Origin of the sequence: Caballeronia telluris (assembly GCF_001544495.1) — a bacterium.
Lineage (GTDB): Bacteria > Pseudomonadota > Gammaproteobacteria > Burkholderiales > Burkholderiaceae > Caballeronia > Caballeronia telluris.
In genome coordinates this window covers 44,051-59,147 of sequence record NZ_FCNZ02000002.1, presented here as the reverse complement: position 1 = coordinate 59,147, position 15,097 = coordinate 44,051, and the positions used below count along the sequence as shown (strand labels likewise).

15 protein-coding genes are annotated in these 15,097 nt (G+C 65.7%); 12 read left to right on the top strand and 3 right to left on the bottom strand.

All coding sequences use genetic code 11. The features are described 5' to 3' along the window. Positions 1-28 precede the first annotated feature (28 nt). The 7 genes from AWB66_RS03295 to ftsB all read left to right on the top strand — a co-directional run bounded on the left by AWB66_RS03295 (position 29) and on the right by ftsB (position 8,425). Positions 29-2,569, top strand: coding sequence for a DNA internalization-related competence protein ComEC/Rec2 (locus AWB66_RS03295; RefSeq protein ID WP_159462874.1), 2,541 nt, complete (start codon positions 29-31; stop codon positions 2,567-2,569). A gap of 40 nt (positions 2,570-2,609) precedes the next feature. Further along, the gene (locus AWB66_RS03290) at positions 2,610-3,431 is read left to right on the top strand and encodes an alpha/beta fold hydrolase (RefSeq protein WP_087628855.1); all 822 of its coding nucleotides are present in this window, start codon (positions 2,610-2,612) and stop codon (positions 3,429-3,431) included. 124 nt (positions 3,432-3,555) lie between these two features. Next, positions 3,556-5,265, top strand: a complete 1,710-nt coding sequence (locus tag AWB66_RS03285; RefSeq protein ID WP_087628854.1) for a CTP synthase — start codon at positions 3,556-3,558, stop codon at positions 5,263-5,265. Then, positions 5,262-6,116, top strand: a complete 855-nt coding sequence (gene kdsA, locus AWB66_RS03280) for a 3-deoxy-8-phosphooctulonate synthase (RefSeq protein WP_087628853.1) — start codon at positions 5,262-5,264, stop codon at positions 6,114-6,116. The genes AWB66_RS03285 and kdsA overlap by 4 nt, the downstream gene beginning before the upstream one ends. Positions 6,117-6,199: 83 nt before the next feature. Further along, positions 6,200-6,487: a DUF1330 domain-containing protein gene (locus AWB66_RS03275; protein WP_087628852.1), complete on the top strand. Its 288-nt coding sequence runs from the start codon at positions 6,200-6,202 to the stop codon at positions 6,485-6,487. A gap of 110 nt (positions 6,488-6,597) precedes the next feature. Then, positions 6,598-7,881 (top strand): phosphopyruvate hydratase, encoded by a 1,284-nt coding sequence (eno, locus tag AWB66_RS03270; RefSeq protein WP_087628851.1) that lies wholly within the window; start codon positions 6,598-6,600, stop codon positions 7,879-7,881. 88 nt (positions 7,882-7,969) lie between these two features. Continuing rightward, on the top strand, positions 7,970-8,425 hold the full coding sequence (ftsB, locus tag AWB66_RS03265) for a cell division protein FtsB (protein WP_087628850.1): 456 nt from the start codon (positions 7,970-7,972) through the stop codon (positions 8,423-8,425). Positions 8,426-8,494: 69 nt separating this feature from the next. On the opposite strand, the gene AWB66_RS03260 is transcribed toward ftsB, so the two are convergent. The 3 genes from AWB66_RS03260 to AWB66_RS03250 all read right to left on the bottom strand — a co-directional run bounded on the left by AWB66_RS03260 (position 8,495) and on the right by AWB66_RS03250 (position 10,517). Next, complete coding sequence (locus AWB66_RS03260) at positions 8,495-8,857, bottom strand: hypothetical protein (protein WP_087628849.1); 363 nt, start codon at positions 8,855-8,857, stop codon at positions 8,495-8,497. 138 nt (positions 8,858-8,995) lie between these two features. After that, positions 8,996-9,946, bottom strand: a complete 951-nt coding sequence (gene hslO / locus AWB66_RS03255) for an Hsp33 family molecular chaperone HslO (protein WP_087628848.1) — start codon at positions 9,944-9,946, stop codon at positions 8,996-8,998. A gap of 46 nt (positions 9,947-9,992) precedes the next feature. Continuing rightward, positions 9,993-10,517: a gamma carbonic anhydrase family protein gene (locus tag AWB66_RS03250; protein ID WP_087628847.1), complete on the bottom strand. Its 525-nt coding sequence runs from the start codon at positions 10,515-10,517 to the stop codon at positions 9,993-9,995. A gap of 183 nt (positions 10,518-10,700) precedes the next feature. Here AWB66_RS03250 and AWB66_RS03245 point away from each other — a divergent pair, with 183 nt between their 5' ends. From AWB66_RS03245 to AWB66_RS03225, 5 genes are all read left to right on the top strand, one after another. Continuing rightward, positions 10,701-11,537, top strand: coding sequence for a ferritin-like domain-containing protein (locus AWB66_RS03245; protein WP_087628846.1), 837 nt, complete (start codon positions 10,701-10,703; stop codon positions 11,535-11,537). Between the two features lie 60 nt (positions 11,538-11,597). Next, positions 11,598-12,491, top strand: a complete 894-nt coding sequence (locus AWB66_RS03240; protein WP_200818919.1) for an alpha/beta fold hydrolase — start codon at positions 11,598-11,600, stop codon at positions 12,489-12,491. 60 nt (positions 12,492-12,551) lie between these two features. Further along, positions 12,552-13,382 carry a 3',5'-nucleoside bisphosphate phosphatase gene (locus AWB66_RS03235; protein WP_087628844.1) on the top strand — a complete coding sequence of 277 codons (831 nt, stop codon included), beginning with the start codon at positions 12,552-12,554 and terminating at the stop codon, positions 13,380-13,382. Between the two features lie 205 nt (positions 13,383-13,587). After that, positions 13,588-14,217, top strand: a complete 630-nt coding sequence (locus tag AWB66_RS03230; protein WP_087629097.1) for an L-threonylcarbamoyladenylate synthase — start codon at positions 13,588-13,590, stop codon at positions 14,215-14,217. A gap of 213 nt (positions 14,218-14,430) precedes the next feature. Further along, positions 14,431-15,096 (top strand): site-2 protease family protein, encoded by a 666-nt coding sequence (locus AWB66_RS03225; protein ID WP_087628843.1) that lies wholly within the window; start codon positions 14,431-14,433, stop codon positions 15,094-15,096. Position 15,097: the final 1 nt, after the last annotated feature.

Here is a 15,097-nt window from a genome sequence, read left to right as displayed (position 1 = left end):
GCTCGTCATGAACTTGGGCGAGGCGTGCGTGCGGGGTGTACTGATCGGGTTCGCGCTGGGTGTCGGATGGTTGCAGCAGCAGGCCGCGTTGCCGGGGTGGGGCGAGTGGTTCGGCTTGTGCGTGGTGTTCTGCTGCGCGTGCGTGCTGGCTCGGCGGTATCGCGGCGCGCTGCTGGCCGGGGCTTTCGTGTTCGGCTTCGGTTACGCGGCCGTGCGCGCCGATGATCGCATGCAGGCGCAGCTTCCGGTTGCCTACGAAGGGCGCAATATCGTTTTGAACGGCTACGTGCGCGGGCTGCCGTCAAGCGACGACGATGGCGCGCGCTTTCTCTTCCAGGTCGAGTCGAACGATGCAAAGCTGCGCGACTTTCCGCGCGTCGTGCAATTGTCGTGGCTCGCCGTCGTTGGCGCGCCGCCGCCCGCGTTGGTTGCCGGCCAGCGCTGGACGTTGACGGTCCGTCTGAAGCGCACCCACGCCAACGCGAACTTCGGGGCGCGCGACGCCGAAGCGGCGCTCCTCGCACGCGATATCCGCGCGACGGGCTATGTGGCGGAGAACGCGAGCGCGCGCCGGCTGCCTCGCGACGCGCACGGCATCGCGCTGGCGATCGACCGTCTGCGGGCGCATTTGCGCGAACGCATCGGGCGCACGCTCGGCGCGGCGCGGCATCGCGGGATTGTCGTGGCGCTGGCGGTGGGCGCGCAGGACGACGTGAGCGACGACGACTGGGCGCTGATGCGCGCGACCGGCACGAGCCATCTGGTGGCAATCTCGGGGCTGCATATCGGCTTCGTCGCGGGGCTGGCGGCGTGGCTGACCGGTTTTCTATGGCGCCGCGCGCGCTGGCGCGGTGTGCCGCTGCCGCTTTGCGTGGCCGCGCAGAAAGTGGCAGCGGGCGGCGCGGCGGTGTTCGCGGCGTCTTACGCAGGTCTCGCCGGATTCAACGTGCCGGCGCAGCGCGCGTTGTGGATGCTCGGCGTCGTCGCGCTCGCGTCGATGGCAGGGCGGCGGCTTGCGCCGTCGCTCGTGCTGGCGTGGGCGCTCGCGCTCGTGCTCCTCGCCGATCCGTGGGCGGTTACGGCGGCCGGGTTCTGGCTGTCGTTCTGTGCCGTTGGCGCGATCCTCTTCGCGATCGCGGCGCACGGGCGGCGGGCGTCGAAAGGGCGTGGCGACGACGGTCGCGAGGAAACCTCACGCGACGTCGACGCCTACGAAGCGCGTCAGCGCGCGACGGAAGCGGGTGCTGACGAGCGCGCAAACAAGGACGCCGCGCTCCTGAACCCGATCGAACCGCCCGCGACACGGCGCTTCGCGCGCTGGTCGGCGCGTGCGCGCAGCACGGCCAGCCGCCTGCGCGCGCACGCCGCGTCGAGCGCGCGTGTCCAATATGCGGTGACGATCGCGCTCGCGCCGCTCACCGCCTACTGGTTTTCGCAGATTCCGCTGATCGGCCCACTGGCGAACGCCATCGCGATTCCGTGGGTCAGCATGCTCGTCACGCCGACGGTGCTCGCGGGCGTGCTGCTGCCCGCACCGCTCGACGGCTTCGCTTATCAGTTCGCGCACAGCCTTCTCGCGATCATGTGCGACGTGCTCGCGCATTTCACGAGCCTGCCGTGGGCGTTGTGGCGCCTGCCGCAGCCCGGACCGTTCGCACTGGCGGCGGCTGCGGCGGGTGTCGCGTGGGCACTCGCGCCGCGCGGTTGGCCGTTGGGCTTCGCCGCGCCACTGACCTGGCTGCCGCTCGTCTTGCCCGCGCCTCACGCGCCCGCGCCGGGCGCATTCCGGCTGACCGCGCTCGACATCGGGCAGGGTTCGTCGGTCGTCATCGAAACGGCGCACCACACGCTGCTCTTCGACGCCGGTCCCGGACCTGAATCGACGCACGCGGGCGAGCGGATCGTCGTGCCGTACCTTTTCGCCGATGGCGCGACGACGCTCGACGCGCTCGTCATCAGCCATTCCGATTCGGATCACGCGGGCGGCGCGCCGGCCGTGCTGCAATCGATCGCCGTGCGCGAGTTCGTGGCTTCGCTGCCGCCGCAAGACGCGCTCTGGCGAACCGCCGCAGCGCACCACGCAGACGCGCTGCGCTGCGCGGCAGGCCAGCGCTGGACGTGGGACGGCGTGGAGTTCGCGATGCTCTGGCCCGATCCTGCGCCGCTTGCGGGCAAGCCGAACGCGCAGTCGTGCGTGCTGAAGGTGACGAGCGCGGCGGGCCGTTCGGCCTTGCTCGCCGCCGACATCGAAGCGGACGTCGAGCGCACGCTCCTGCGGCGCGACGCCGGCGCGTTGCGTGCCGACGTGCTCGTCGTGCCGCATCACGGCAGCAAGACATCGTCGACCGAGCCTTTCCTCGATTCCGTCAGGCCGCTCGTCGCGGTATTTCAGGTAGGCTATCGCAACCGTTTTCACCATCCGCATCCGACCGTTTTCCAGCGTTATCGCCTGCGCGGGCTCGAACTCTCGCGCAGCGACGAAGACGGCGCCGCGCGCATCGAGGTTTCATCGGCGATTTCGCTCGAACGCTACCGGCAGACGCACGCGCGCTACTGGATGGACCGGTGAACGGAACAAGAAAAACACGCGACAGAGGAGCGCTCACCGCTTGAAGGACATCATTCATTTCTCGCACGCGAACGGCTTCCCGGCATCGACGTACCGGACGATCTTCGCCGAACTCGCCGACGACTACGAGATCCGCTCGGTGGAGCGTTTCGGCCACGATCCGCGCTATCCCGTCACGCGTGACTGGCCGCGTCTCGTCGACCAGTTGCTCGACGACATCGCGAGCACGCGCCACGGCGCGACGGCCGCGCAGGACGAACGCGCGAAGGTATGGCTCGTCGGCCATTCGCTCGGCGGCTATCTCTCGATGATGGCCGCGCTCAAGCGCCCGCAGTGGGTGAAGGGCGTCGTGATGCTCGATTCGCCGGTGATCGGCGGCTGGCGCAGCAGCGTCTTGCGCGTGTCGCAGTTCACCGGGCTCGACGAGCGCCTGTCGCCCGCCGCCGCGACGAAAAAGCGCCGCACGCAGTGGGCGAGCCGCGACGAAGCGTGGCGGCACTTCCACGCGAAGCCGGCGTTCGCGCGCTGGGACGAGCGCATGCTGTCCGATTACATCGACTACGCGATTCCGCAGACGGGCGCGAACGGCGCGCGCACGCTCGCGTTCGATCGCCACGTCGAATACCTGATCTACCGGACGCTGCCGCATACGCTCGGCGCGCGGCTCGCACGCGGCGCGCAGGTGCCGGTCGGCTTCATCGCGGGGACGCATTCGAAGGAAGTGCGGCAAGTGGGGCTCGATCTCACGCGGCGCGTCGCGGGCGAGCATTTCGAGTGGATCGAAGGCAGCCATCTCTTCCCGATGGAGCGGCCGATCGACACCGCGCGCGCCGTGCATCGAATGCTCAACGCGCTCGGCTGATCCGGCGCAAACACGCGCAGCAGGCGCGGAAAAGTGCAACGCTGCACTGCAAAACTCGCGCGGCGCGCGCTGGGTCGGAGGCAGCCTTTACGGTATAATCCGTTTTTCCCGCGAGCACCTAGCGATGACCAAATATGTATTCGTCACCGGCGGCGTAGTTTCTTCCCTTGGCAAAGGTATTGCCGCCGCCTCCCTCGCCGCGATCCTCGAATCGCGCGGCCTCAAAGTCACCCTCCTCAAGCTCGATCCCTACATCAACGTCGACCCCGGCACGATGAGCCCGTTTCAGCACGGCGAAGTGTTCGTGACGGAAGACGGCGCGGAAACCGACCTCGACCTCGGCCACTACGAGCGCTTCATCAGCACGAAGATGCGCAAGGCCAACAACTTCACGACCGGCCAGATCTACGAATCGGTGATCCGCAAGGAACGCCGCGGCGAGTATCTCGGCAAGACGGTCCAGGTCATTCCGCACATCACGAACGAAATCCAGGCTTTCCTCGAACGCGGCGCCGCAGCGGCGACGTGCGGCGAGCCGGATGTCGCGATCGTGGAGATCGGCGGCACGGTCGGCGACATCGAATCGCTGCCGTTCCTCGAAGCCGCGCGCCAGATGAGCCTGCGCCTCGGCCGCAACACCGCGTGCTTCGTGCATCTGACGCTCGTGCCGTACATCGCCACCGCGGGCGAACTCAAGACGAAGCCGACGCAGCACAGCGTGCAGAAGCTGCGCGAGATCGGCATCTCGCCGCACGTGCTGCTGTGCCGCGCCGACCGCCGCATCCCCGACGACGAATGCCAGAAGATTTCGCTCTTCTCGAACGTGCCGGAAGACGCGGTCATCTCCGTGTGGGACGTGGACAGCATCTACAAGATTCCCCAGATGCTGCACGACCAGGGCCTCGACCAGATCATCTGCGAGGAACTCAAGCTCGCGCCGCAGCCGGCCGATCTCGCCATGTGGGCGCAGCTCGTCGAGAAGCTCGAGAATCCGAAGAGCGAAGTGACGATCGGCATGGTCGGCAAGTATGTCGAACTCACCGAATCGTACAAGTCGCTGATCGAGGCGCTGCGCCACGCGGCCATCCATACGTCGACCAAGGTCAACATCGAATACATCGACTCCGAGCAGATCGACGCGGAAGGCGTCGACGGCCTGAAGCATCTCGACGCCGTGCTGGTGCCGGGCGGCTTCGGGCGTCGCGGTACGGAAGGCAAGATCAAGGCGATCCAGTACGCGCGCGAATCGAAAACACCGTATCTCGGCATCTGCCTCGGCATGCAGCTCGCGGTGATCGAATTCGCCCGCGACGTCGCCGGCCTCGCCGACGCGAACAGCACCGAGTTCGAGCCGTCCACGCAGAATCCGGTCGTCGCGCTCATCACCGAGTGGTACGACCGTGCGGGCCGCGTCGAAAAGCGCAACGAGGAATCGGATCTCGGCGGCACGATGCGCCTCGGTTCGCAGAAGTGTCCGATCAAGCCGGGCACGATGGCCGCGCGCATCTACGGCACGGATGTGAACGAACGTCACCGTCACCGTTATGAAGTCAATAACCGTTTCGTGCCCCAGCTCGAAGCGGGCGGCCTTATCATCAGCGCCCGTACCCCGAGCGAGGATCTGCCGGAAATGATGGAATTGCCGCAGTCGATGCATCCGTGGTTCGTCGGTGTCCAGTTCCACCCCGAATTCACTTCGACGCCGCGCGACGGTCATCCGCTCTTCAAGGCGTTCGTCGAAGCCGCGCGCACGCACAGTGAATCGGCCGACGGCACGCAGGCGGCCGATGGCAAGGAAGCGGCCGCGCGCGCCACGGCGGGAGCACAGGCATGAAACTCTGCGACTTCGACATCGGTCTCGACAAGCCGTTTTTCCTGATCGCGGGCACGTGCGTCGTCGAATCGGAGCAGATGACGATCGACGTCGCCGGGCGGCTGAAGGAAATCTGCGCGAAAGTTGGCGTGCCGTTCATCTACAAGTCGTCGTATGACAAGGCGAATCGCAGTTCGGGCAAGTCGTTTCGCGGGCTCGGCATGGACGAAGGCCTGCGCATTCTCGGCGAAGTGAAGAAGCAGCTCGGCCTGCCGGTTCTGACCGACGTCCATTCGGAACACGAGATCGAAGCGGTCGCATCGGTGGTCGACGTGTTGCAGACGCCCGCGTTCCTGTGCCGCCAGACGGATTTCATCCACGCATGCGCGCGCTCGGGCAAGCCGGTGAACATCAAGAAGGGCCAGTTTCTCGCGCCGCACGACATGAAGAACGTGATCGACAAGGCGCGCGACGCCGCCCGCGAAGCGGGTCTGTCGGACGACCGCTTCATGGCGTGCGAGCGGGGCGTGTCGTTCGGCTATAACAACCTCGTCTCGGATATGCGCTCGCTCGCGATCATGCGCGAGACGAACGCGCCCGTCGTCTTCGATGCCACGCACTCGGTGCAGTTGCCGGGCGGGCAGGGCACGAGTTCCGGCGGCCAGCGCGAATTCGTGCCGGTGCTCGCGCGCGCGGCGGTCGCAACGGGCGTGTCGGGGCTCTTCATGGAGACCCATCCGGACCCGGCGAACGCCAAGTCCGATGGGCCGAACGCCGTACCGTTGCATCGCATGGAAGCGTTGCTGGAAACGCTCGTCGCGCTCGATCAGGCCGTGAAGCGCGGGCCGTTCCTCGAGAACGATTTCAGCTGAAAGCGCGTCGCGAACGTCGCGGTCGCGGCGTTCGCATCAAAAAAATCGCTGCACAAAGCAGCATCGGACAGGGGGAGAACTCAGTGGCGAAAGGCTACATCATCGCGAACATGGAAGTGACGAACCCCGAGCAGTACGCCGATTACCGTGCGCTCGCGCCGGCGGCGATCGAAGCGCACGGCGGCACGTACCTCGTGCGCGGCGGCCAGAGCGAAACGCTCGAAGGCGCGTTCCATTCGCGCACCGTCGTCCTCGAATTTCCTTCCTTCGAAGCAGCAAAGACGTTCTATCATTCCGCCGAATATGAAGCCGCGAGGCAGGTCCGCGAAGGCGCGGCGCGGGTGAACCTGATGGTGGTCGAAGGAGTCTGAGCGGAGCGGCACATCCGTGCCCGCGTCTCCGCTTCCTTCGAAAATCTTGAGCAAGGCCGGCAGGAAGCGTCGCCGGCAGCAGGAATTCAACGTCATTTCTTGAGGAAACCATGAGTGCTATCGTAGATATCATCGGCCGCGAGATTCTCGATTCGCGAGGCAATCCCACCGTCGAATGCGACGTGCTGCTCGAATCGGGCACGATGGGCCGCGCTGCCGTGCCGTCGGGCGCATCCACGGGATCGCGTGAAGCGATCGAACTACGCGACGAAGAAGGCAATCGCTATGGCGGCAAGGGCGTCTTGAAGGCCGTCGAGCACATCAATACCGAAATCTCCGAAGCCATCATGGGCCTCGACGCGTCGGAACAGGCGTTCCTCGACAAGACGCTGCTCGAACTCGACGGCACCGACAACAAGTCGCGCCTGGGCGCCAACGCGATGCTCGCCGTGTCGATGGCGGTCGCGAAGGCCGCGGCTGAAGAAGCCGGCCTGCCGCTCTATCGCTACTTCGGCGGCTCGGGCGCGATGCAACTGCCGGTGCCGATGATGAACATCGTCAACGGCGGCGCGCACGCGAACAACAGCCTGGACATCCAGGAATTCATGATCGTGCCGGTCAGCCAGCCGACCTTCCGCGAGGCACTGCGCTGCGGCGCCGAAATCTTCCACTCGCTGAAGAAGATCCTCTCCGAGCGCGGCATGAGCACGGCGGTCGGCGACGAAGGCGGCTTCGCGCCGAACTTCGGCAGCAACGACGAGTGCCTCTCCACGATCCTGCAAGCTATCGAACGCACCGGTTATCGCGCGGGCGAAGACGTGCTGCTCGCACTCGACTGCGCGGCGAGCGAGTTCTACCACGACGGCAAGTACCAACTGGCGGGCGAAGGCCTGCAACTGTCGTCGGCGGAATTCACCGACTACCTGGCGACGCTCGCCGACAAGTTCCCGATCATCTCGATCGAAGACGGCATGCACGAGAGCGACTGGGAAGGCTGGAAGATTCTCACGGATCGCCTGGGCAAGCAGATCCAGCTCGTCGGCGACGACCTGTTCGTCACGAACACGCGCATCCTGAAGGAAGGCATCGAGAAGGGCATCGCGAACTCGATCCTGATCAAGATCAACCAGATCGGCACGCTGACGGAAACTTTCGCGGCCATCGAGATGGCGAAGCGCGCGGGCTACACAGCGGTGATTTCGCACCGTTCGGGCGAAACCGAAGATTCGACGATCGCGGACATCGCCGTCGGCCTGAACGCCGGTCAGATCAAGACGGGCTCGCTGTCGCGCAGCGATCGCATCTCGAAGTACAACCAGTTGCTGCGTATCGAGGAAGATCTCGGCGATATCGCGAGCTATCCGGGAAAGTCGGCGTTCTACAACTTGCGCTAAAGCTTTAGCCGAATTGGACGTTAGTTAATTTTTCAGCCCGCCGCCCTCGCGTTTCGAACGCCGGGCGGCGCTTATTTCGGCTCTCTCAATGCGGCTTGTCACTGTCGTCCTCATCCTCCTGCTGGCGCTGATCCAATATCCGCTGTGGTGGGGACATGGGGGTTGGCTGCGCGTCCACGAATTGCAGGGACAACTCGCGCAGCAGACCCAGAAGAACGCCGACCTCAAACTGCGCAACGAACGCGTGCAGGGCGAAGTCCAGGATTTGCAGAGCGGCACGGCGGCCGTCGAGGAGCGCGCGCGCTATGAGATGGGCATGATGAAGGACAGCGAGGTCTTCGTGCAGTTCGTCTCGCCGAATTCCGCCGCGCCCGTCAACTCGGCGAACGCGCCTAGCGCGAATGCGTCGACGCGCGGTCAGGTGTCGGCGGCGCCCCTGCGGGTGGTGCCGAATCCCGTGTCGCGTTCGAAGGAAGAACGCCGCGCGTTCGAGAAGAAGGCCGCGAAGGAAAAGGAAGACGCGAAAAAGAAGCAGGGCGGCTGAACGGGAAGGTCATCGGCATAAGAACAGCGCGGTCATCGACCGCGCTTTTTTCGTTTCGACGCTTCGTCTTTACCACGAGTAACCGGTTCCGAAACCGATGCCGGTTCCCCAGTACGGACCGCCGCCCCAGCCGCCGCTGGAATACCCGCCGTAGATGCTGACGGGCGCACGGTAATACTGCGACCACGCCTGTGCGGCGGCGTCGGCGGCCATCGCTTGCTTTTGCTCGGCGAGCACTTGCTGATCGATCTGGTTGTAGCGTTGCTGCTCGTCCTTCGACAGCGGCTGCTGCGGCTGGGTTTGAGCCGAAGGCAGGCGGCTATAGATCGGCGACGGGCCGGGCGGGTCCATCGTGCAGGCCGCGAGCAACGCGGCGGCCGACAACGCGCATACCGACAACGAAACACCCCGGAACCACGCAGCTTTTTTCATATCGACCTCCAGCGGGCCGTAGAACCAGACAGACCTGAATCATATCGTGCCGGAACACGCGCTCACGGCGCGCGGTCCACCCGGCACAGACAGCGCCAGCGTGCGCCCGTGCCGATAAAACCTTCGTGAAATCAAGGCTCAATGACGCTGTTGAGACGCCTCGCTCACTCCTTGTGAGAGTTCCTTTGCGACAAAAAGTTGCGCAACGTCGACGGGGTCGAATTCGTAGCGCTGATTGCAGAACTCGCAATGCACCTCGACGCTGCCGCGTTCGTCGATCACGCCATCGACTTCCTCGCGACCCAGCATCTTCAGCATCCCGCCGACTTTCTCACGCGAACAGGAACACTGAAAACGCGTAGCGGCCGGTTCGAAATGCTGCACGTTTTCCTGCCAGAAGAGACGCCGGAACACGGTTTCGGGCTCTTCGCCGAGCAGTTCGTCAACAGAGAGCGTGCTGCCCAGATGACACACGCGCTGCCACGTATCGGCGTCGTGCTCGCCCGGATGCGGGACGATGCCGCCGTCGCCCGGGAGTTTCTGCAAAAGCATGCCGACCGCGCGATCCGTATTCGCCGCGAGCCACATGCGCGTGTCGAGCTGCTCCGAGTGATGCATGTAATGTTCCAGCACCTCGGCCATCGAGCCGAGCGGACCGTGCTCGCCCGACAGCGGCACGATGCCCTGATACGGCTGCTGACCCGGCTTCTTCTCGATCGGATCGAGCGTGATCACGCAGCGGCCGCGTCCGTGCTGGTTGAGCAGGTCCGCGAGCGACATGCCTTCGGTGATGCGCTCGGCGGCGTCATCGGCGAGTTTCGCCGTGGCGCGCAGCGAAAGATCCGAACTGCACTGGACGACCAGCATCGTCACCGGCCCGTCGCCGTAGATCTGCATGATGAGCGTGCCGTCGAACTTGAGGTTCGCCGACAGGAGCGCGCAGGCGGCCGTCATCTCGCCGAGCACGTTACGCACGGGCACCGGATACGAGCGGCGCGCGAGCACTTCCTGCCACGTATTGCGCAGCGAGACGATTTCGCCGCGCACGGGCGCCGCGTTGAACATGAATTTCTGCAACTGGTCGTTCACAACTCTTCCTTTCGATACGGCGCCACGTCGTGCCGCGGATCGCCTTTCAGCCGATCCGCACGAGTTGCGCCTTGTAGTATTCGCGCCGGTCCGCGTAACTGCGCGTAGCCGACTGGATGCGGGCGATGTCCGCCTCGGTCATCTCGCGCACGGCTTTCGCGGGCGAGCCGAGAATCAGCGTGTTGTCGGGAAACACCTTGCCTTCGGTCACCACCGCGCCCGCGCCAACCAGACAGTTGCGGCCGATTACCGCGCCATTCAAGACCACCGCCTGGATTCCGATCAGCGCGCCTTCCTTGATCGTGCAGCCGTGCAGCATCGCCTGATGGCCGACGGTCACGTTCGCCTCGATGGTCAGCGGAAAACCGGGGTCGGCGTGCAGGATCGCGCCTTCCTGGACGTTGCTGCCGCGCCCGACGACGATCGGCTCGTTGTCGCCGCGCAGCGCCGCGCCGAACCAGACGCTCGAATTTTCCTCGAGCGTCACGCGGCCGATGATGGTCGCGGTATCCGCGAGAAACACGCTTTCGTGGATGGTGGGTGCCTCGTCGCCGAGCTTGTAGATGGCCAACTGTGTCTCCTGGTCGGTGGGGACGGTGCGCGCATCGGCGGCTTCGGCACGCGAACCCGGCGCTACAATGCCGGACGGCGGCGTACCTTTTCAGCTTTGTCCGAGGGCGAAGTCCGGTTCGTAAAGCGCCATTTTAGCCTTTTGCGCGCCAAGCCCGTCTCTACTGCCCGAACGTTCCCCGCCATGCCCGACCCTTCCTCTCCGATCGATTCCGATTCGCGTTGCGCCCGCCAGACGGCGCTCGACATCCTCTGCGAACGCGATCCGCAGACAAAAGCCGCGCGCGCCCGTGCGCTCCATGTACGCGTACGGGCCGGCGAGGTATCGGTCGATCCTGCGCTGCGGCTTGCCGAACCCGGCGGCCTGCCGGGCCGGCCCGAGCGGCCGCCGCTCGTCGAACCGGGATCGCTCAAGCGCCGCGGGATGCAGACCGAAGCGGGGCGGGCGGTGCTCCTGCACGCGCTCGCGCACATCGAATTCAACGCGATCAACCTCGCGCTTGACGCCGTCTGGCGCTTCCCGTCGATGCCGGATGAGTTTTATCTCGATTGGTTGAAAGTCTCGGCCGAAGAGGCGCATCACTTTTCGCTGCTGAGCGCGCGGCTTGGCGAGTTCGGCCACGTCTACGGCGACTTTCCGGCGCACGACGGCCTGTGGGAAATGGCCGAGCGTACCCGCGATGACGTGCTCGCGCGCATGGCGCTCGTCCCGCGCACGCTGGAGGCGCGCGGTCTCGACGCGTCGCCGCCGATCCGCAAGCGCCTTATGCAGGCGGGCGACCACGCGTCGGCGGCGATTCTCGACGTGATCCTGCGCGACGAAATCGGCCACGTGCTGATCGGCAATCGCTGGTTCCGGCATCTGTGCGACGCGGCCGGCGCCGATCCGCATCTCACCTACGCGCGACTCGCCGGGCAGTACCGCGCGCCGAAACTGCGCGGCCCGTTCAACTTCGAGGCGCGCCGCGACGCCGGTTTCGACGAAGCAGAACTGCGCGCACTCGCGCAACTCGACGACTAGCGCATCTCAGAATTAGCGCCGCTGGCTATAATCGAACGATCATTCTTTTTGGAGCCGGCGATGCGCACTTCTTTCTCGGAATTCGTCGATGCGCGCGGCGTGCGCCTGCACGTGCGGCGCTGGGACGCCCGATCGCCCGATGCGCCGCTGCTCTTCATGCTGCACGGCTGGATGGACGTGGCGGCGTCGTTCCAGTTCGTCGTCGACGCGCTCGGCGACGGCTGGCAGGTGATCGCGCCCGATGCGCGCGGCTTCGGCCTGTCCGCGTGGCCGGTCGCGGAGCGCGGCGGCGGCCACTACTGGTTCCAGGACTACCTCGCCGACCTCGACGTGTTGCTCGACCACTACGCGCCGCATGGCGAAGTGAATCTCGTCGGGCACAGCATGGGCGCGAACGTCGTCGGCCTGTACGCCGGCGTGCGGCCAGGGCGCGTTCGCCGGGTCGTTGATCTGGAAGGCTTCGGCCTCGCCGCGGGCGATCCGAAGCGCTCGCCCGCGCGCATCGCGCAATGGCTCGACGATCTGCGCGCGCCGCCCGAACTGCGCAGCTACGCGACGCTCGACGAAGTCGCCGCGCGCCTGATCCGCACGAATCCGCGTCTTGCGTGGCCGCGCGCGCGTTTTCTGGCGCAACACTGGTCGAAGGAGGGTGACGACGGGCGCTTCCACCTGCTCGCCGATCCCGCTCACAAACTGCGCGGACCGCTGCTTTACCGGCTCGACGAAGTGATGGCGGTCTGGTCGCAGGTGCGCGCGAAGGTGCTGCACGTCGAAGCCGCGCATTCGCCCACGCTCGCGTCGATCGCAGGCGACGTCCCGCTCGACCAATTCAAGGCGCGTTTTGCCGCTTTTCCCGACTGGCGCGAGGAAATCATCGAGGACGCCGGACATATGCTGCATCACGACCAGCCCGAGCGCGTCGCCGCGCTCATCGCGCAGTTCTGCGAGGACTAGGGCACGCGGCCCGAATCGTGCGTTGCAGTAGAATGTCAGTGAATTCTCAACCTATCCACGATGAACGCCGATCTCCACTGCCACTCCACCGTCTCCGACGGCCAGCTCGCGCCCGCCGAGGTCGCGCGCCGCGCGCACGCGAACGGCGTGACGCTGTGGGCGCTCACCGATCACGACCAGCTCGGCGGCCAGCAGGAAGCGCGCGAGACGGCCGAAGCGCTCGGCATGCGCTATCTCGCGGGCGTGGAAATTTCTGTGACGTGGGCGGGCCGCACGGTGCACGTCGTCGGCCTGAACGTGGACCCACAAAACCAGCAGCTGCTCGACGGCCTCGCCGCCACGCGCGACGGCCGCGCCGCGCGCGGTGAAGCGATCGGCGAGGCGCTCGCGAAGGTCGGCATCCCGAATTGCTACGAAGGCGCGCTGCGCTACGTGAACGACCCGAAGATGATCTCGCGCACGCATTTCGCGCGGTATCTGGTGGAAGCGGGCCTCGCGCAATCGACTTCGGACGTCTTCGCGCGCTATCTCGGCGAGGGCAAGCCGGGATTCGTCGGCCACCGCTGGTCGAAACTGACGGACGCCATGAAATGGATCAGGGAGGCGGGCGGCGAGGCGATCATCGCGCATCCCGGCCGCTACACCTTCACGCCGACCGAATTCGCCGCGCTCTTCGACGAGTTCATCGAATTGGGCGGCAATGCCATCGAAGTGGTGACCGGCAGCCATACGCCGGACCAGTATCGCGAGTACGCGGACGTCGCGCGCCGGTACGGTTTTTACGCGTCGCGCGGCTCGGACTTTCACGGCGCGGGCGAAGGCCGGATCGACCTCGGACTGCTTCCGCCGCTTCCCTCCGATCTCAAGCCCGTCTGGGAGCGCTGGCTCTGAGCGCCTCGCCGCGCGCGCGCGAACGCATCGGCGCACCTGGCACGTTTCTCGCACGTTTGCATCGAGTTCTTCAGACGGTGCTCACATCATGCATTACGCCGTTCGCGTTCTGAATCGAACCGCACCGTCCGCGCTTCGCGAGCCGTGCGGCAACCGCGCTCCCGCTGCGTCGCGCGACAAGCGATACCAAAAACATCACGCCGCCATGTCTCAATTCTTTCGCATTCATCCGGACAATCCGCAGCCGCGCCTGATCAACCAGGCGGTGCAGATCATCAACGACGGCGGCGTTATCGCGATGCCGACCGATTCGAGCTATGCGCTCGCCTGTCATCTCGACGACAAGGACGCCGTCGAGCGCATTCGCCGCATTCGCGGGCTCGACGAGAAGCAACTGCTGTCGCTGCTGGTGCGGGATCTGTCGCAGCTCGCCAATTTCGCGCAGGTCGACAACCGGCAGTACCGGCTGCTGAAATCGGTGACGCCGGGGCCTTATGTGTTCGTCCTGCAGGCGACGAAGGAAGTGCCGCGACGCCTCTCGCATCCGTCGCGCAAGACGATCGGCCTGCGCGTGCCCGATCACGCGATCACGCTCGCGCTGCTGGAAGCGCTCGGCCAGCCGCTCCTCGGCTCGACGCTGATCCTGCCGCCCGACGCCGAGCCGCTCAACGACGCGGAGGACATCCGCGAGCGGCTGGAAAAACAGATCGACCTCGTGATCGACGCGGGCGCGTGCGCCGCCGAGCCTTCGACGGTCATCGACCTGACGGGCGAGGAGCCGGTGCTGGTGCGCCCGGGGCGCGGCAGTCTGGAGCCGTTCGGCCTGAGCGCATGAGTGCGCTTGGGCGCCGTCGCGCGCGCCGCAGATAAAATCGGGCGAAATATTTCAACCGAAGGCATTATTCTCCGGTCGGCGGCGGTTTTCCTGCCTGCGGCCGACAAACGGGTCACAACCCGACCGCACCCACGCTCGCCTCGCGCAACCGTGACCTTGCCCGCCATGAGTGGCGCCCTGAACAGCCTGAGACGCTTGTTACAATAGCGAGCTATGGATTCTTCCCTGATACAGACAATCGCGGTCTACGCGCTCCCGGTGATTTTCGCGATCACGCTGCACGAGGCCGCGCACGGCTATGTCGCACGCCTGCTCGGCGACAACACCGCCTACGTGCTCGGCCGCGTATCGTTCAATCCGATGCGGCACATCGACCCCCTCGGCACCATCGTCATCCCGATCGTTCTCTATTTCGTCACGAGCGGCGCCTTCATGTTCGGCTACGCGAAGCCCGTTCCGGTCGCGTTCGGCAACCTGCGCAATCCGCGCTGGGGCAGCCTCTGGGTCGCCGCGGCCGGTCCGGCCAGCAACTTCGTGCAGGCGCTCGTGTGGGGCGTGATCGCGGTCGCGCTTGCCGGCTTTCACGTCGACGAGGCGTTTTTTACGCGCATGGCGGCCGCGGGCGTCGGCGTGAATCTCGTGCTCGGCGTGCTGAATCTCTTTCCGCTGCCCCCGCTCGACGGCGGCCGCGTGCTGATGGCGCTGTTGCCGATCCGCGCGTCGCTTGCGCTGCAACGGCTCGAACCGTACGGCTTTTTCATCGTGATGGCGCTCGTCGTGACGGGTGTCCTCACGCGGTTCTGGCTGAGTCCGCTCGTGAACATCGGTTATGCGGCGGTGTCGGCCATTCTGAATCCCTTTGCCTCGTTCTTCTTATAAA